Here is an 18,036-nt window from a genome sequence, read left to right on the forward strand (position 1 = left end):
ACACAATGGCTAGACAAGCACCAAAATCGCTAAAAGAAGGTAATAAAACCAATCTCAAAAAATCTTTTAGCGCTTTAATTTATATCCCTAGATTTTTTAAAGAAATCTGGAACACCAATAAAAAACTATTTTTAGGCTCTGCCTTTTGCAGACTTATTGGTGCTGTTTTACCAGTTATTATTTTATGGATTGGTAAAATAATAATTGACGAAATTATAATACAAACCAAATTAGATGCTTCGGACCTTACACAGCTTTGGACCTATGTTGGTATCGAGTTTGGTTTAATTGTATTGTCCGATTTAATTAGTCGCGCCATACAATTGACGGATAGTTTATTAGGTGACGCCTACTCTATTGATACCTCTGTAAGAATCATAAAAAAAACCAATCAAATAGATATTAGTCTACTTGAAGATTCTGAATTTTACGATAAATTAGAACGTGCCAGAACACAAACCACTAGTCGTGTTGGTTTAATGTCAAATGCATTAGGAGAAGTACAAAGCTTAATATCCATTGCAACACTTGTTGCCGGTTTAATATACTTTGAACCCTATCTGATTATCCTTTTAGTATTAAGTATTATTCCGTCTTTTATAAATGAAATCTATTTTAGTCAACAACAATACTCTTTAGCTAGAGGTTGGACTGCAGAACGTAGAGAATTAGATTACTTAAGATTTATAGGGGCAAATGATAAAACAGCAAAAGAAATTAAACTATTTGGTCTAACAGACTTTGTAGTAGACCGTTTTAAAAACCTGTCTCAAGAATATTACGACCTCAACAAAAAACTGGCAATAAAAAGATCGGCTTTAGGTTTTGTCTTTAATGTTTTGGGAACCTTAAGTTATTATGGTGCGTATGTGTTTATAATTTATCGTGTTATTTCTGGCGTTATTACTTTAGGAGAATTAACCTTTTTATCGGGTGCTTTTAATAGATTAACAAGAAACTTACAAGACTTCTTTTCTAAGTTTACACGTATATCAGAAAGCGCATTATATTTAAAAGACTATTTTGATTTTATTGATATTTCAATAAAACCAAAACATAACGAGGATATGCCACTACCAGAAACGATAAGTGAAGGGTTTGAATTTAAAAATGTGGAATTTTCTTATCCAGAATCTGACAACAAAATATTAAAAGGAATTAGCTTTAAAATTAAAGCAGGAGAAAAATTAGCCTTTGTTGGTCAAAATGGTGCTGGTAAAACAACATTAACTAAGTTATTATTACGTTTTTACGAACCTACGTCTGGCGAAATATTATTAGATGGCGTTAATATTAATAGATTTAACAAAGCAAAATATCAAGCTTTTTTTGGTGTGATTTTTCAAGACTTTTTTAAATACGAATTTACCGTTAGAGAAAACATTGCTATTGGTGATATTAAAGAAATAAACAATCAAGAAAAAATTGAAAATGCAGCCGAGCTAAGTTTAGCAAACCAAGTGGTGTCAGAACTTAAAAAAGGTTACGACCAACAACTAGGAAAACGTTTTGCTAAAGGACAAGAATTGTCTGGTGGACAATGGCAAAAAGTAGCATTAGCTAGAGCATATATGAAAGATGCTAAAGTGATGATTTTGGACGAGCCTACCTCTGCTTTAGATGCTAAAGCGGAAAGCGATGTTTTTGATCGTTTTATAGGTTTAACAAAAGACAAAACCAGTATTATCATTTCGCACAGATTTAGCACTGTAAGACAAGCAGACAAGATTTTAGTATTAGACGAAGGTCGTGTACTAGAAATGGGTACACATGAAGCGTTAATGGCTAATCAGTCATTATATGCCGACTTATTTAAACTACAAGCAGAAGGTTACCAATAATATTACTTATTTTTAAATTATGGCTGAAGAGATTATTAATCGCGTTGCGAATAGCAAACTAGTAACTATTGACCTTGAGGATTATTATCCAAAAGGAAAACGTGTTGTGCTAGATATTAAGGATTGGTTGTTTCAAGAATTGGTTTTAAAAGAGCAAGATTTTAGAAATTACATCAAAAATCATGACTGGAGTCAGTACCAAAATCAGTACGTAGCTATCACATGTAGCGCCGATGCTATCATTCCGGATTGGGCTTTTATGTTACTGGTCGTAAATTTACAGCCTTTTGTCGAAAAGAGCCATATTGGTACACTTGAAGATTTAGAGACTGCTATTTACCAAGACATAATTAATGCAATTGATGGTACTATTTACCAGGATAAGCCGGTTATTATTAAAGGCTGCAGTAAGCTGCCAGTGCCTATAAACGCTTATGTTATGATAACAAATAAGCTTAAACCTTACGCTAAAAACATCATGTACGGCGAGGCGTGTTCTTTTGTGCCATTATTTAAACGTTAACCACTTCTTTAAAAATACAACTAATTGATTATTAGTTGTTTGTGTTTTTTTGTTATTTTTAAAGTTATTAGTTCTAAACCGTATCTTTGCAACCGATTTACTAAAACTATAAGAATTATGAAAAAAATATTTTTAACAGGTGCATTATTATTAGGAATGGTTTCTATGAATGCCCAAACAAAAGAAGAATTACACACTCAAAAGGTAGAAAAGCAAGCTGTTGCTGATGCAGCACAAGCAGAAGCTAATGCTTTACAAGCGCAAATAGATGCTTTACCAGGATGGAGAAAAGGTGCTTTTGGTACTATTGGAGGAAGTATTTCTGAATTTAGCAACTGGTACTCTCAAAGTGCAGCAAACAACGCTTCTGGAAACATTGGTATAACTGTTAACGGTTTTGCTAACTTAATTGAAGAAAAGTTTTTCTGGAGAAACAATCTTAACGTAAACTTAGGATGGGTAAAATTAGACGACAAAGCTAATGACAATTTAGACGGAACTCCTTTTGAAGTTGATGATAAAGATTTTGATGCTACTACAGATGTTTTTAACATCTCTTCTTTATACGGAAGAAACATTGCTAAAAACTTAGCTGTATCTGGATTAGCGGAGTACAGAACTACAATCTTAGATAACTTTAACGACCCAGGATATTTAGATGTTGGTGTTGGTTTAACTTGGACACCTATTGAAAACTTAATAGTTGTTGCTCACCCATTAAACTACAACTTTGTATTTGCTAAAAACGATGCTGTTTTTCAGTCGTCTTTAGGAGCAAAAATAGTTGCTGACTATACACGTCAAATTGGAGCAATTAGCTTTAAATCTAACTTCTCTACTTTCCAATCTTATGAAGATGGAGATTTATCTAACTTTACTTGGATAAACAGTTTTGGTTACAACTTATGGAAAATGATTGGTGTTGGTTTTGACTTTGGTTTAAGAAGCAACAAACAAGAAGCTGCTAACTTCCAAGATACTACTTTATCTGGTGCTGATAACAAATTACAATCTTACTGGTTAGTTGGTTTAAACTACCAATTATAATAGTAATTACAATACATAATAAAAAAAGCACCTTTTTAAGGTGCTTTTTTTTTATGCGTTAAGGATGGAAGTGGCATCCTTTTTTGTAAACTATTTTACTGTTAACCAAGTTTAATTTTAACTGTTAGGTCTATAAACAACAAACAGGTTTACTAGTATTACAAAAAAGATATAACGGACAGCCTGACCCTTTTTAGGGTAACGCCCACATTATACTACTCTTCCTCGTCTAAGTTATCGTAATCGTAATCTGGATATAAGAAATGGTTGTACGGGAAACGCGTCACGTGTATTTCTCTAACCTCATCATAAACACGCTTTTTAAAATCTTCTAAATTACGTTTGTTTAAGGCAGAAATAAATAGTGCGTTATGTTCTCCTACTCTGCTCATCCATGTTTTTTTCCATTCTGCTAAAGAGAAATGTTCTCCGGTACGCTCGGCAATTAAATCCGTCTCGTCAAATGGTTTGGCCTGGTAAGCATCTATTTTATTAAACACCATTATTATTGGCTTGTCTGCGCTATCAATTTCGCCCAAAACTTTGTTTACAGACTCAATATGGTCTTCAAAATTTGGATGCGAAATATCTACAACATGCAATAATAGATCTGCTTCTCTAACCTCATCCAAGGTACTTTTAAAACTGTCTACTAATTGTGTTGGTAACTTGCGGATAAACCCTACGGTATCCGTTAATAAAAAAGGTAGATTTTGAATGACTACTTTTCTAACAGTTGTATCAAGGGTTGCAAATAATTTGTTTTCGGCAAAGACCTCAGACTTGCTAACAGTGTTCATCAAAGTAGATTTACCAACGTTGGTATATCCAACTAAAGCTACTCTGACCATCTTACCACGATTACCACGTTGTACTGACATTTGCTTGTCAATAGTCTTTATCTTGTCTTTAAGCAAGGATATCCTATCACGGACAATACGTCTATCTGTTTCGATTTCTGTCTCTCCAGGTCCACGCATACCAATACCCCCTTTTTGACGCTCAAGGTGTGTCCACATCCCTCTTAGTCTTGGTAATAGGTATTGACATTGTGCTAGCTCTACCTGTGTTCTGGCATAACTAGTTTGTGCACGCTGTGCAAAAATATCCAGAATCAAATTGGTACGATCTAATACTTTTACGTTTAGGATTTTACTTATGTTACGCTCTTGAGACGACGATAACTCGTCATCAAAAATAGCAGTCCCGATGTGATTGTCTTCAATATACTGTCTTACCTCTTCCATTTTACCTGTCCCTATGTATGTTTTAGGGTTAGGCATTTCCATTTTTTGGGTGAATCGTTTTGATACTTCACCACCTGCTGTAAAGGTCAAAAACTCAAGCTCATCAAGGTATTCCTTAGATTTCTCTTCGTTTTGTTCTTTAGTTACAACACCAATTAAAACTGCTTTTTCAAGCGATATATCTTTTTTTTCTAACATATAAATAATTATACTACAAAGTTACGCAATTGTATCCATAATAAATTCGCTATTTTTAGGCTTCTAAATTTATACTATTGAAATTTAACATCTTTAAAACAAAAACCTTACAGCACACATTTGCTTTTTATAATATAGAAAATCTATTTGATATTTATAAGGATGATTTAACGCGTGATAGAGACTTTATTCCAACCTCAGAAAAACGTTGGACTATAAAACGCTATAATAATAAGCTACGTAAAATTGGGTATGCCATTTCTAACATTGGTAAAAAGGAAACGAAAGCACATCCTGCGATTATTGGTTTGGCCGAAATAGAAAATGAAGCTGTTTTAAAAGATTTAATTAACTCCAAACATCTAAAAGAATATGCCTACCAATTTGTGCATTACAATAGTAAAGATGAACGCGGTATTGATGTCGCTTTTGTTTACGATAGCGAAAAATTTAAAGTGACCAACTCTGAGGTGTTTACGTTTAGTTTTAAAAATGAGGATGGCAGCTCTGATTATACCCGAGACATATTACTAGTGTCTGGGTTGTTTTTAGGTGAATCGATTCATTTTTTAATAAACCATTGGCCATCACGACGCACGGGAGGTTATGAAACCGAACACAAAAGACTTACAGCCTCTACTAATTTACAGGCTATTATTAGTACCTTAAAAGATAATATTCCGGATGCTAGAATTGTTGTTATGGGCGATTTTAATGATAATCCAAATGATAAAAGCATAGAACTATTAATGGAAAACCAGGGATTATTTAATCCAATGGAAACTTTAATATCTATTGACAGAGGGACAACAAGTCACCACTCTGAATGGAACTTGTTTGATCAAATATTATTTACGCCTAACTTTTTTGAGAGTAAACCTAAAAGTCTTAGATATGTCAAAGCAGATATTTACGATGCGGACTTTTTAAAACAATTAGATGGCAAATATAAAGGCACACCTTACCGTACTTATGTTGGAAAAAACTACAAAGGCGGTTATAGTGATCATTTTCCGGTGTACATGATTTTAAAGAAAAAACTAACCTAATTAAAGTTTCTGTTTTTAAGTTTTTCTTTAAACATAATAGCTGCACTAGTATACCCACCTTCTGTACCATCTACAAAATGGATGTGTTTTTCTTTACGATCTTGAATGTAACAAGACATAATAGACGCGTGTGTGGTGTGTAATCCGTAAATAATTTTATTGTTTGACTCTAAATCATCCAACAATATTTGCAACCTACTAACCTGTTTATTAGTACCAGAAATTACTGTATTAATAGACCCATCTAACATAATGGTATCAGACAATTGGCTAACCTTATACACATAACGCTTACCTGCTTTAAACAACTTAAAATAGTACTTTCCAAAAATAGTAATTAACCAATTGTTTAATAAATAGCTGGTTTTGTTTTTACCCAACTTAACATGCATTTCTTTTTTTATTTTTTCAATGGATGTGTTAAGCCTAAGTTTTAAAGCGGTAATTGGATTACGATTGTTTAAGTCGCCAAAAACATAGTTAATCTCATTCATTATTGTCCCGTATATTTCGGCTTGCTTTTTTTCGTCATTACAATTTACAAGTAAACAAATCACTTTTTTCTCGGTTTGACTTGGGTAAATCTCGTCCCATCGACATTCCATACCTTCTAGGTTAAGTGTTAATACACTAGTATCACCATGAGACGCTTTAAAATTATCTTTAATAACGTTTTCGGCATATTTTATACCATTACCTAAAACCACGGGAGTTGTAAGGTATTTGTTGTGTCTAAGCTTAGTAATCCTTAAGGTTACATTATTGTTATAAACCTTTTCTAGCTCTAAATGTCCTACTCTTAAATTAAGATTTAAAGTGTTTTTTATATGTTGACTATAATTATTTAAAGCCTCTAAAACGGGAGTTAATATAGTATTAGGTATAATAAATGTAGACCCATCACCTCCAAAAAAATAAGGGATTTCAATCTTTTTATTAACTGTTTTTATAGTATTTAAAACTGTTATTATACTACCTGTAGCACACAAATTAACGTCGTTATGAAACCCGTTTGCTACTGCTGCTGTTGAGTTTTCGATATCCGTCACAACAATAGACCAATTTTTAGGCACACTAGAAAACAAGCTCTCATCCTTTAAAAGGTCTGTTAAGGGCAGACTATTTTTAGAGATTTTTTTATAAAAATTCAAATCAGATTTCATACATCAATAAGCATTATTTAAATAAACACTCAGATTTTAAAGATACGTTATTAACACAATAATCAGATGTCATTGCAAATTATATAACAACACTAAAAAATTGTGTAACTAAAAAAAATAAAGTCACAATACCTTTGTTGGACATTAACTAATCACAATCTAAAATTATGAAACCCAACAAAATCCTTTTAATAATTACTACCCTTTGCATAATGCCATTAATAATTATGTCTACAAATAACGAGGTGAAAATAGTGAGTCATTTAACTCCAATAAATACTACAAAAACTACTAACAACACAGACAAAACCACTTCTATTAATCAAGCCTTAGGACTTACTATTAATGACACTTATTTTGATATAAAAGTTAAGGTCCCAAACTACACTGTCCAGACCAATAACAATCAAAATGTAGTAATTACCACCCAAGACACTGTATTTGTTTTAGATCAAAAAGCAACCGAAGACCTTACCAAATACACTATTAACAATTTAGCTAAAATCACTAAAATTGTTATTAAAAACTAAAAATTAGAATTTAGTATCTTTATAAGATTATCTTTATTTTGTAACTTAATTATTTACTATGACATTGTTTTTTAAATTCGATTTTAATGCCATTTGCCAAATAGTTTTAGAGCAAATACTAAATGATAATAATATTAAATATAAGTCTGTAGGTTTTGGCGAAATAGAAGTTTTAGAAAAACTATCTAAAGAAAAACAAGACCAACTGCAAAATGCTTTAGCAAATTATCAAATTGATATTGTTGAGAATCAAAAAAGTATTTTGGTTCAGAAAATTAAAGACACTATTATTGATATGGTGTTTAATGAAGACGTTGTGGTAAACGTAAAAAGCTCTGTATATTTAGCCGAAACTTTAGAACATAGCTATGGCTATCTTAGTAACTTGTTTTCTGAAGTTACCTATACTTCTATTGAGAATTTTATAATTCTTCAAAAAATAGAATTCGCAAAACAATTAATTATTAAACAAGAATTCAGTTTAACTGAAATTGCTTTCAGACTTAACTATTCAAGCGTAGCGCATTTAAGCACACAGTTTAAAAACACAACGGGAATTACACCATCCGCTTTTCAGCGAATTATTGCCAAAAGAAGAGCCTTAAACCAACAAAATAAGACAGACTAATATGCAGGAAGATTATATAAACATCACGCTAGCAGATGATGACGAAGATGATAGGTTGTTTTTTACCGATGCATTTGATGACATTAAAATAACCACAAGAGTTAAAACTTTTAATGACGGTGTCTACTTAATGGACTATTTAAATAGTGATGATGCTTTGCTACCAAACGTATTGTTTTTAGATTTAAATATGCCAAGAAAATCAGGTTTGGAATGCTTAAAAGAAATCAAGCAAAACCCTAAATTTAAAGATATTGCAATTGCAATTTACTCGACCTCAGCATCCGAAGAAGACATTGAAAACACTTTTATACAAGGCGCAAATATTTATATTAAAAAACCAAGTGATTTTAAAACACTAAAAAAAGTATTAGCCGAAGTTGTTACCATTAACTGGCAATACCACACTAACAGCATGAATAAAGACAACTTTTTACTTCGTTTTTAAACTATGATTAAAACATTATCAAATAATATTTCCTTTTTAAGAACCATGCTTTATATAAGCGCATTGGTTATTCTTGTTGTTGGTGCCTTAACGTACAGAAGTATTACTGAGGTTACAAAGTCTTCTGAGATGATTACCCATACATATAAGGTAAATGTCGAGTTAGAGCAGGTTTTGTCTTATTTAAAAGATGCCGAAACAGGGCAACGTGGCTATATAATTACTAACGACTCTATATTTTTAGAGCCTTATATTTCAGGACGTAGTAAAATAAACAACAGTTTTGCAGAGCTTAAAGTTTTAGCAAAAGACAATACTACTTTAACCAATAGCTTAAAGGATCTAAACCTATTAATTAACAAAAGGTTATTAGCTTTTCAAACGTCTTACAGGTCTTTACCAAAAAATGATATTGATGATCCTGCTTTTATCCAAAACTTCAAGAATGGTAGAGTGTTAATGGATAGTATTAGAGATCAAATTAAGGGCGCTATTGCTATACAAAACAACCTTCTAAACCAACGAAATAACGAATATAAAAGCGACTTAATGGCAACGCCTTTATTATTGTTTTCCTTATTGTTATGTTCGTTATTATTAATGTATGCTGCATACAATAGTATTTACAAAAACATCAAACAGTTAAAAGCTACTAACGAAGAATTAGAAATTTTTAAAGAATCCACAAACCAGTCAGAAATTGTAAGTAAACACGGTAGTTGGACTTGGAATGTAAAAACAAACACATTTACCTATTCTGATAATTTATATAGATTATTAGGCGAACAGCCACAATCTTTTAAACCTACCATAGAAAACTTTTTAACCTACGTACATCCAGAAGATGTCGAGCAGCTAAGTAAGCAAGTAGAACAAATGAAGGAGAATGTTGAGCTACCGTACATCTATTACAGAGTGGTTCATAAAAATGGAAATGTAAAACATCTAAAGGCTTATGGTAAATCTTTAGTTAATGATGAAGATGAAACCGTGTTACTTGGCACAACAGCAGATATAACTGACGAAATTATTAGCTTTAAAGTACTAGAAGAGCGTAATGCGGAGTTGGAACGAAACAACAAAGAATTGTCTTCTTTTAATTATGTTGCCAGTCATGATTTACAAGAACCACTAAGAAAAATTCAAACTTTTTTATCACGATTAGAAGATGAAGAAGTTGATAAATTGTCACCAAAAGGGATTCGTTATATAGACCGAATCAAAAATGCAGCAACTAGAATGCGTTTACTAATTGATGATTTATTACAATTTTCTAGATCAAACAAAGCCGATAAAGTTTTTGAAGACTCTAATATAAACTTGATTTTTGAAGCTGCAAAACAGGACCTAGCAGAAGTTATTTCGGCAGAAAATGCTATTATAACATCAGATGCATTTCCGTCTATGAAAGTCATCCCGTTTCAAATTCAGCAACTATTTGTTAACCTATTGGGTAACGCTATTAAATACAAAGCAGAAGGTGTAATTCCAAAAATAGAAATCACACATCAAGTTGTAGAAGCAGATAAAGAAGACGGTATTACAAAACCTAAAAATCAGTTTTATCATAAACTAGTATTTACAGATAATGGTATTGGTTTTGATAACACATATGCCGAGCAAATATTTACACTGTTTAATAGACTACATAACAAAGACGAATATTCTGGAACCGGAATTGGTCTATCTATATGCAAAAAAATTGTAGAAAACCATAAAGGGTATATCACCGCAAAGGGAGAACCTAATAAAGGTGCAACCTTTACCGTTTTCCTCCCAATTGACTAAATTATTTTATTTTAATATATCTAAAGCCTTACATCTCGTAAGGCTTTTTTTATGCATAAAATGTAACACTATATTGAAATAATATAACCTTATACTAAAATGATGTAACAGCAAACCTCTTGTTATATCGCAACTTTGCATTGTATTTAAAACGGAATGTAACACACAAGATGCTAATTCTGTAAACAATATCAAAAATGATGTAACAGCAAACAAACAAGTCGGTTGCATCTTTGTACCAACAATAATTAACAAGTAATAAAAAAATGAAATATCTGAAAAATAGAAGATTTACAGTTGTGCTCTTCTTTACAGTATTACTAATTGCTTTAAGTTTTAATTCTTGTGACGAATTTATTAAAAGTAAAAGCCAACAGAATAAAGAAACAGAGCAAACACAACAAACAATAGCAACTAATAAAAACGAAGCAAAACTATTATTAATGTTATCAAAGGATAATCAAGATGTTATCCACTTAAGTAAAAAATTACAACATGTAGTCACTAAGGATAGCGCAGTAGCATTAATAAAAAAGATAGAAGAAACGCACATTGAAATAGCTGAAGCATTTAATACAGTAGCCACTAACAAACTAATATCAATACCAAATTACTCAGAAATATCACCCAGTAATATTGTATTAGATAGTAGCCAAGAAAACAAAATAAAAGCATTACAAAAATTGAAAGCTATAATAGATAATCAGCTCTTTCTTTTAGACAAGCTATCAAAAACAACAAATAGCAAAACGTTTAAAAAACTGATTGTTAAAGCAGATTCAAAAATTAACGACAGCTTAACCAGAACAAAAAATATAATTAACACCCTTAACACTAACAGTTAACAACAATTAAAACATCTAACTATGAAAATAGCAATTATTACATTAGGACTTATCGCTTCAAGTACTTTATTCGCAAACGCAGCAGAACTTGATTTACTAGATCAACAACTATTAACAGATACTAGCATAACATTACCAATTAATACACCTATTGAGCCAGAAAATGATGCCGAAACGCAAATTTATCAATGGTCTGTAAAAACAACCACAGGTGCTTTTACAGGAACTGCAGACAATTTAAAGGATGCCAACAAACAAATAGCAATGGTCTCTAAAACAGCAACAATACTTCAAAAAGATATTACTAGTATAAATCTAAGTAAAGCTAAAAGTACAGAGCAAGTTTATACTTGGGGAGTCGTAACAGATCGCGGTTATGCAACAGGCGTAGCAACAAGTGCAGATCAAGCAGAAAAAATGGTAAAACTAATGGGTAATACAGAAGTCCCTAAGTCTAAAATTATCGAATCTTTTAAACCAAACAAATAAACTATTAATCTAAAAAACATAACATCATGAGAGGACTACTTTATATCATCGCAGTAATACTAGTAATTGGTTGGGCATTAGGCTTTTTTGTCTACAGTGCAAGTGGATTAATTCACATATTATTAGTCATAGCAGTAATTGCCATTTTATTAAGACTTATTGGAGGAAAAGGAGTCTAACAAGACGACTTAACTAAAACAAAACATTAAAAACATAAAGCTAAAACAAATGAAAACATTAATATTCTCAGTACTAGCCCTTACACTTACAGCATTTTCAGTTAACGCTCAAGACATATCTAAAAACGCTTTAGGTTTAAGACTAGGAGACAATGATGGTCTTGGAGCAGAAATCTCATACCAAAGACACCTAAATGACAACAACAGATTAGAGTTTGATTTAGGTTGGAGAGACTCAGATAACTTAGACGTTTTTAAACTAGTTGGTTTATACCAATGGGTAATGCCAATAGACGACAGTTTTAACTGGTACGTTGGTGCTGGAGCCGGATTTGGATCTTACGATAACGGAAATAACGATGGGACGTTTGCATTAGTAGCAGGAGACATTGGTATCGAATATAATTTTGATATTCCCTTACAATTATCATTAGACTTTAGACCAGAATTAGGATTTGATGATGATTATAGTGACGATGTAGATTTTGATATAGCCTTAGGGATACGCTATAGATTCTAAAAACAAATTATTATTAACACAACAAAAACTCAAAACCATGAAAATCACAAAAGACAATAAAGAATTAGTAAACACTTTACAAGATTTATTACAAAAAAATTACGATGCAGAAGCTGGATACAAACAGGTCATGCAAAAAACAGAAAACCAGCCATTAAAAAACTGGATGCAACAAAAAGCGTTACAACGTAACACATTTGCAACTGAGTTGGACTTTCAAATTAGAAAACATAACGCAGAGCCAAAAGCATCTGGAACTTTAACTGGAGATTTACATAGAGGATGGATTAATGTAAAATCTACATTAACGTCAGATACCGATGAAGCCTTATTAGAAGAGTGTATCAGAGGTGAAAAAGCAAGTTTAACGGAATACGAAGAAAAGCTAGAACGTTTTAATGAAGATTCTGAAATCAAAACAATTATTCAAACTCAGTTAACCACAGTAAGATCGGCATTAAACACCGTAAAAAAACTGGAAGACATCATAGGATAAACTAACCTTAAAAACCAAAAATCATGAAAAAATTAATATATACATTCCTGACACTAGCTGTTTTAAGCACCTCATTTGTGGCGTGTAGAGAGCAAACTAAAAAGGAAGAGGTAATGGAAGAGATGAAAGATGATGGTGCTGAGATGAAAATTAAAGACAACAAAGTCAAAATGGAAACCGAAACTAAAAAGGTGAAAATTACTGACGATGAAATCAAAATTAAAGACAAATCTTAAACTATACAAAATGAAAAAAGCACCATATGCATTTGCAGTCTTATTTTGTTTAGCAATAACATTATCTGGATGCAGAGAAGAAACAACAGGAGAAAAAGTAGAAGACGCAGTAGAAAGTGTAAAGGATGATGTTGAAGACGCAGTAGACTAAATTTACATTATATTGTAAAACCTTAAGGCTCGCGTAAGTGAGCCTTTTTTTGAATAATACTAAGAGCAATATGACACTAAAAACAAAGAAAAACAGAGGAATTAAAAAGAAAAGGTATTTGATACCTTTAACTTTAATAGTGGTATTAATTGCTTTTAGACTTTATTTACCAATACTAGTTAAAGACAATGTAAACAAAGTACTAGCCGATATACCTGGTTATTACGGACAAGTAGAAGATATTGATATTTCGTTAATAAGAGGCGCTTATGTTATTAATGGTATGTACTTAAATAAAGTCAATGCCAAAACACAGATTCCTTTTTTAAAATTTCCAAAAACAGATATATCAATAGAATGGAAATCGTTACTAAAAGGACATATTGTTAGTGAAATATTAATGACTGATCCTGAAATAATCTACGTACAAGAAGATCAAGAAACAGCAAGTACAGCACCTGATGTTGACGATTGGACCAAAGCATTAACAAACTTAGTCCCGATAGACATTAACCATTTAGACATTAAAAATGGTAAACTAGCCTATGTACAATTAAATACGGATCCAAATATCGATTTACAATTTAATACTATCTCGTTACAAGCTGACAACTTAAGAAATGTAAAAGAAAATGAGCTAATCTTACCATCTCCAATTACAGCAACAGCCCTGTCCATTGGAGGAGGGAAAGTAACACTTAATGGTAACGTCAATATTATTAAAGAAATACCAGACATGGATGTGTCCTTTGCATTGGAAGATGCAGATGTAACAAGTTTAAATCCATTTACAAGACACTATAGCGGTATTGATTTTGAGTCTGGTACATTTGGACTTTATAGTGAAATTGCAATAGCGGACGGTTATTTTAAAGGTTACATGAAACCACTTTTAAAAGACTCCAAACTAATAGGTAAAGACGATGGTGTCCTTGGTGTTATTTGGGAAGGTTTTGTGGGCTTTTTCAAATTTGTTTTAAAAAATCAAAGTACAGATACTATTGCTACTAAAATACCAATGGAAGGCGATTTAAATAATATCCAATCTGGTGTACTAACTACTATAGGAGGTATATTTAAAAATGGATGGATCAGTGCATTTAAAGGAGAAATTGATGATGATATAGAGTTTAAAGATGCATTTACAGACAAAGAACTTACCAGAAAAGAAAAAAGAGCGCTGAGAAAAGAAGAAAGAGAAGCGAAAAAAAATAAAGACTAGAAAAAGAAAATTACAATAAAAAAAGGAGGCTATTTAGCCTCCTTTTTTGTGTCAAATTATTACAAACCACTACTTCCCTAGCAACAACAATTCATTACAAAGTACTTCTGTTGTATAACGTTTCATACCGTCTTTATCTTCCCAACTTCTTGTGGTTAACTTTCCATCTATAGCCACTTCTTTTCCTTTGATAACATATTTTTCTATAATGTCTGCGGTTTTTCCCCACGCAACAATTTGATGCCATTGCGTATCTGTAATTTTCTCGCCTTTTGCATTTTTATAACTTTCGTTTGTGGCTAATGTAAATCTTGCTAACTTTTTACCAGATTCTAAATTAATAATTTCAGGATCTTGTCCAAGGTTTCCAATTAACTGTACTTTGTTTCTTAACGTATTCATAAGATAAGGTTTTAATAGTATTGAATTTCATTAGTTCCATTCAACACTGCAAAGATGATTTAGTAACCAAATATTAATCGGTAGTTACGCATTTAATGTCGGTTGTAAACGTTTGTTGTCGTTTGTAAACGGAAATTACGTATCTTTCCTTTTCAATTTAACTATTTATGATACAATTATTTACACCATTATTTTCTATCACTCAGAAGCTAGAATATATTTTGAATTAGTAATTGAGAAAAAAAAATTCAACCATAAAAAATAAGTATGAGTATTTACATAGAAACAGAACGGTTACTACTTCGCGAGTTTGAAGACCAAGATGTGGATGGGCTGTTTGCATTAGATTCCGATCCACTAGTACATAAATATTTAGGGAACAAACCCGTAACCAATAAAGACCAATGTTTAGAATACATTACCTCATGTAAGCAAAAATATAAAGCACATGGCATTTGTAGATTAGCACTTATAGAAAAAAAGTCGGGCGATTTTATTGGTTGGTCTGGATTAAAACTTATTGACGATTACACGTTTAACAATCACACTAATTTTTACGACGTTGGTTACCGACTTATACCCAAATATTGGAATAAAGGGTATGCCACAGAGTCTGGAAAAGCTGCTGTTAATTATGGCTTTGAAACACTGAAGTTAGATACTATTTTCGGTTTAACCGAAATAAAAAATGAAGCATCACACAATGCCCTGTTAAAAATAGGTCTAGATTATATTGAAGATTTTTATTATCCCGAAGACGCTATACAATTACGTTGGTACGCCATTAAAAACCCTAATTTATAAACAATCATGAATAAAGCTTGTCCCGAATGTGGAGATAAAATAGTTGGTCGGATAGATAAAAAATTCTGTAGTGACGGTTGTAGAAATGCACATAACAATAAAGTTAACAAGGATGGTAAAAACTTAATCCGTAACATTAATAACCGTCTACGTAAAAATTGGCGCATTTTAGAAAGCCTAAATCCTGATCAAAAAACAAAAACTACCAAAACTAAATTAGAAGCCAAAGGTTTCGATTTTAATTACTTTACAAGTATTTACACCACAAAAGCTGGTACTATTTACTACTTTGTTTATGACCAAGGCTACTTACCTTTAGACAACGATTTTTATGCACTTGTAAAACGCCAATAATACTATGAAAAACCTATTTCTTTTACTGCTAGTTTTCATTTTTAGCTGTAATAAAAACAATAACGTAGCACCCACACCTAATCTTGATGTAACTAAAAATCAAGTTGTAGCAAACGTAACTCCAATTCCGCTTGACGGAAAAAAAGCAACATATCTATATCATTTTGCATACACTTGTTTGGATCAAGAATATCCTAACAAACTAAATCAGGTTTTAGGAGATGACACATATTTAAAAACACCACAGCAGTTACACCCTGCTTTTTATGGCTGTTTTGATTGGCACAGTTCTGTACATGGACATTGGACTTTGGTTAATATTTTAAAAGATTTTCCTGATTTTGAATCTAGAGATGTTGTTTTAGCTAAGCTGAAAGCAACCTTAACAGAAACAAATATTTTAAAGGAAATAGACTATTTTGATGACCAATACAACAAAACATTTGAACGTACTTATGGTTGGGCTTGGCTACTTAAATTAGCTGAAAGCCTAAAAGAATGGGACACGCCGGAAGGCCAACAACTATCAAAAAACCTAGCCCCTTTAACAGCACTTATTGAGGAAAAATGCATCGCTTTTTTTAATAAATTAAATTATCCAATCCGTGTTGGAGAACATCCAAATACCGCTTTTGGGATGAGTTTTGCATTGGATTATGCTAAAAAATACAATCCAAAATTAGAACAGGTAATTATTGACAAAGCCAAAGTATTTTATTTAAAAGATGAAGGGTGCCCGATAACTTGGGAGCCTGGAGGTTTTGATTTTTTATCACCTTGCCTACAGGAAGCCTCACTTATGGCTAAAGTGTTACCAAAAACAGAGTACATCAAATGGTTGGATGCGTTTTTACCTGATTTTAGACACAATCCATCACAATTTATAAACACTGTAGAAGTGGTTGATAAAACGGATGGTAAAATGGCACATTTGGATGGTTTAAATTTTAGTCGCGCTTGGTGTTTGTATGAAATGGGCTTGATATTAGACAACCAAAATATGATGGCCTTAGCTAATACCCATTTTAATGCTAGCTATAATAAAATGGATTCTGGTGAATATGCTGGTGCGCATTGGTTAGCATCTTTTGCATTGTATGCTTTAAAATCTGGAACGCAAGAATTGTAACTAATTATTCCTTTTTTATACTAATAATATAACACCCATAAACCGTCTTTTAAAATGTCAATGCCCATTATTGTTTTTCTAATAGCCTTTGCTATTGCAATTATTATTTTATTAATCTATTATTTTAGTGCCAAAACAACCATTTTAAGACGATTAAAAAAAGTGGGTTTTAGTAGAATTGGTAGTCTACAAAATAACCGTTTTGCTAAAATAGAAGGTACTGCACTTAACATTGGAGATCCTTTAATAGCACCATTAAGCAAACGTAAATGCGTGTTTTATAAAATTAAAATTGAGAGAAAAGAAAGTAATGGTAAAAGCGCACATTGGAAAACAATAGTTAACGAAAAAAGAATTCAAGATTTTTTTGTTGAGCAAACAGGAGAGCGTCTTATTATTTTCCCGATGCAAGACCCAAAAAACTATTATGATTATTTAGATACGGATAAAACAGTAAGCTCTGGCACGTTTAAAGATCCCACCCCTGAATTTAAAGCACTTCTAGAAGCATATAATATTAAAACAGAATCTGTCTTTGGTTTAAATAAACAACTACGCTATACTGAAGCTATCGTAGAAGTTGGAGAACGCATAACTGTAGCGGGTCATGTCAAATGGATAAAACTAGACAATCCTGTAAAAAATTACAACTACTCAAGTATAGCATCCCTTACGGCTACAACCAATGAGAAAATTTTAATTACGGATACACCCGAAGCATTGCGACCAAAACATGGTCGTGCGTAA

23 protein-coding genes are annotated in these 18,036 nt (G+C 32.0%); 20 read left to right on the forward strand and 3 right to left on the reverse strand.

The window, feature by feature from the left end; genetic code table 11:
* The first annotated feature begins 5 nt into the window (after positions 1-5).
* From BMZ09_RS14030 to BMZ09_RS14040, 3 genes are all read left to right on the forward strand, one after another.
* Positions 6-1,841 carry an ABC transporter ATP-binding protein gene (locus tag BMZ09_RS14030; RefSeq protein WP_090841740.1) on the forward strand — a complete coding sequence of 612 codons (1,836 nt, stop codon included), beginning with the start codon at positions 6-8 and terminating at the stop codon, positions 1,839-1,841.
* A gap of 19 nt (positions 1,842-1,860) precedes the next feature.
* Positions 1,861-2,364: a DUF2480 family protein gene (locus tag BMZ09_RS14035; RefSeq protein WP_090841742.1), complete on the forward strand. Its 504-nt coding sequence runs from the start codon at positions 1,861-1,863 to the stop codon at positions 2,362-2,364.
* Positions 2,365-2,481: 117 nt separating this feature from the next.
* Entirely contained in the window at positions 2,482-3,411 is a 930-nt protein-coding gene (locus BMZ09_RS14040) for a DUF3078 domain-containing protein (protein ID WP_090841745.1), read from the forward strand.
* A gap of 215 nt (positions 3,412-3,626) precedes the next feature.
* On the opposite strand, the gene hflX is transcribed toward BMZ09_RS14040, so the two are convergent.
* Complete coding sequence (gene hflX / locus BMZ09_RS14045) at positions 3,627-4,856, reverse strand: GTPase HflX (RefSeq protein ID WP_090841747.1); 1,230 nt, start codon at positions 4,854-4,856, stop codon at positions 3,627-3,629.
* 77 nt (positions 4,857-4,933) lie between these two features.
* Here hflX and BMZ09_RS14050 point away from each other — a divergent pair, with 77 nt between their 5' ends.
* A complete protein-coding gene (locus BMZ09_RS14050; RefSeq protein WP_090841749.1) occupies positions 4,934-5,905 on the forward strand; it encodes an endonuclease/exonuclease/phosphatase family protein in 972 nt (323 codons plus the stop codon).
* On the opposite strand, the gene BMZ09_RS14055 is transcribed toward BMZ09_RS14050, so the two are convergent.
* On the reverse strand, positions 5,902-7,068 hold the full coding sequence (locus BMZ09_RS14055) for a DUF3095 domain-containing protein (protein WP_090841751.1): 1,167 nt from the start codon (positions 7,066-7,068) through the stop codon (positions 5,902-5,904). The genes BMZ09_RS14050 and BMZ09_RS14055 overlap by 4 nt on opposite strands.
* 167 nt (positions 7,069-7,235) lie before the next feature.
* Between BMZ09_RS14055 and BMZ09_RS14060 the strand changes: the two genes are divergently transcribed.
* From BMZ09_RS14060 to BMZ09_RS14105, 12 genes are all read left to right on the forward strand, one after another.
* The gene (locus BMZ09_RS14060; protein WP_143067831.1) at positions 7,236-7,598 is read left to right on the forward strand and encodes a hypothetical protein; all 363 of its coding nucleotides are present in this window, start codon (positions 7,236-7,238) and stop codon (positions 7,596-7,598) included.
* Positions 7,599-7,656: 58 nt separating this feature from the next.
* Positions 7,657-8,226 carry a helix-turn-helix domain-containing protein gene (locus BMZ09_RS14065; RefSeq protein WP_090841756.1) on the forward strand — a complete coding sequence of 190 codons (570 nt, stop codon included), beginning with the start codon at positions 7,657-7,659 and terminating at the stop codon, positions 8,224-8,226.
* A gap of 1 nt (position 8,227) precedes the next feature.
* Complete coding sequence (locus BMZ09_RS14070) at positions 8,228-8,674, forward strand: response regulator (protein ID WP_090841758.1); 447 nt, start codon at positions 8,228-8,230, stop codon at positions 8,672-8,674.
* A 3-nt stretch (positions 8,675-8,677) separates the two neighbouring features.
* On the forward strand, positions 8,678-10,462 hold the full coding sequence (locus BMZ09_RS14075) for a CHASE3 domain-containing protein (protein ID WP_090841760.1): 1,785 nt from the start codon (positions 8,678-8,680) through the stop codon (positions 10,460-10,462).
* Positions 10,463-10,728: 266 nt separating this feature from the next.
* Positions 10,729-11,307: a hypothetical protein gene (locus tag BMZ09_RS14080; protein ID WP_090841762.1), complete on the forward strand. Its 579-nt coding sequence runs from the start codon at positions 10,729-10,731 to the stop codon at positions 11,305-11,307.
* A 21-nt stretch (positions 11,308-11,328) separates the two neighbouring features.
* On the forward strand, positions 11,329-11,796 hold the full coding sequence (locus BMZ09_RS14085; protein ID WP_090841764.1) for a hypothetical protein: 468 nt from the start codon (positions 11,329-11,331) through the stop codon (positions 11,794-11,796).
* A gap of 26 nt (positions 11,797-11,822) precedes the next feature.
* Positions 11,823-11,975 carry a lmo0937 family membrane protein gene (locus BMZ09_RS16080; RefSeq protein WP_116823882.1) on the forward strand — a complete coding sequence of 51 codons (153 nt, stop codon included), beginning with the start codon at positions 11,823-11,825 and terminating at the stop codon, positions 11,973-11,975.
* 49 nt (positions 11,976-12,024) lie between these two features.
* Positions 12,025-12,495 carry an outer membrane beta-barrel protein gene (locus BMZ09_RS14090; RefSeq protein ID WP_090841766.1) on the forward strand — a complete coding sequence of 157 codons (471 nt, stop codon included), beginning with the start codon at positions 12,025-12,027 and terminating at the stop codon, positions 12,493-12,495.
* 37 nt (positions 12,496-12,532) lie between these two features.
* Entirely contained in the window at positions 12,533-12,991 is a 459-nt protein-coding gene (locus BMZ09_RS14095) for a ferritin-like domain-containing protein (protein WP_090841768.1), read from the forward strand.
* 23 nt (positions 12,992-13,014) lie between these two features.
* Positions 13,015-13,227, forward strand: coding sequence for a hypothetical protein (locus BMZ09_RS14100; RefSeq protein ID WP_090841770.1), 213 nt, complete (start codon positions 13,015-13,017; stop codon positions 13,225-13,227).
* Between the two features lie 10 nt (positions 13,228-13,237).
* Positions 13,238-13,378 carry a hypothetical protein gene (locus BMZ09_RS16210; RefSeq protein ID WP_177183544.1) on the forward strand — a complete coding sequence of 47 codons (141 nt, stop codon included), beginning with the start codon at positions 13,238-13,240 and terminating at the stop codon, positions 13,376-13,378.
* A gap of 70 nt (positions 13,379-13,448) precedes the next feature.
* Positions 13,449-14,600: a DUF748 domain-containing protein gene (locus tag BMZ09_RS14105; protein ID WP_090841772.1), complete on the forward strand. Its 1,152-nt coding sequence runs from the start codon at positions 13,449-13,451 to the stop codon at positions 14,598-14,600.
* Between the two features lie 69 nt (positions 14,601-14,669).
* Here BMZ09_RS14105 and BMZ09_RS14110 read toward each other — a convergent pair whose 3' ends face one another.
* Positions 14,670-15,002, reverse strand: a complete 333-nt coding sequence (locus tag BMZ09_RS14110; RefSeq protein WP_090841774.1) for a single-stranded DNA-binding protein — start codon at positions 15,000-15,002, stop codon at positions 14,670-14,672.
* 267 nt (positions 15,003-15,269) lie between these two features.
* On the opposite strand from BMZ09_RS14110, the gene BMZ09_RS14115 reads away from it, so the two are divergent.
* From BMZ09_RS14115 to BMZ09_RS14130, 4 genes are read left to right on the forward strand one after another with little or no spacing between them, the layout of a single operon-like run.
* Positions 15,270-15,806 carry a GNAT family N-acetyltransferase gene (locus tag BMZ09_RS14115; RefSeq protein WP_090841776.1) on the forward strand — a complete coding sequence of 179 codons (537 nt, stop codon included), beginning with the start codon at positions 15,270-15,272 and terminating at the stop codon, positions 15,804-15,806.
* A gap of 6 nt (positions 15,807-15,812) precedes the next feature.
* Positions 15,813-16,160 (forward strand): hypothetical protein, encoded by a 348-nt coding sequence (locus BMZ09_RS14120; RefSeq protein ID WP_090841778.1) that lies wholly within the window; start codon positions 15,813-15,815, stop codon positions 16,158-16,160.
* Between the two features lie 4 nt (positions 16,161-16,164).
* Complete coding sequence (locus tag BMZ09_RS14125) at positions 16,165-17,289, forward strand: DUF2891 domain-containing protein (protein WP_090841780.1); 1,125 nt, start codon at positions 16,165-16,167, stop codon at positions 17,287-17,289.
* Positions 17,290-17,343: 54 nt separating this feature from the next.
* Complete coding sequence (locus tag BMZ09_RS14130) at positions 17,344-18,036, forward strand: hypothetical protein (RefSeq protein ID WP_090841782.1); 693 nt, start codon at positions 17,344-17,346, stop codon at positions 18,034-18,036.

The organism is Olleya namhaensis (genome assembly GCF_900114005.1).
In the GTDB taxonomy this organism is placed as follows: domain Bacteria; phylum Bacteroidota; class Bacteroidia; order Flavobacteriales; family Flavobacteriaceae; genus Olleya; species Olleya namhaensis.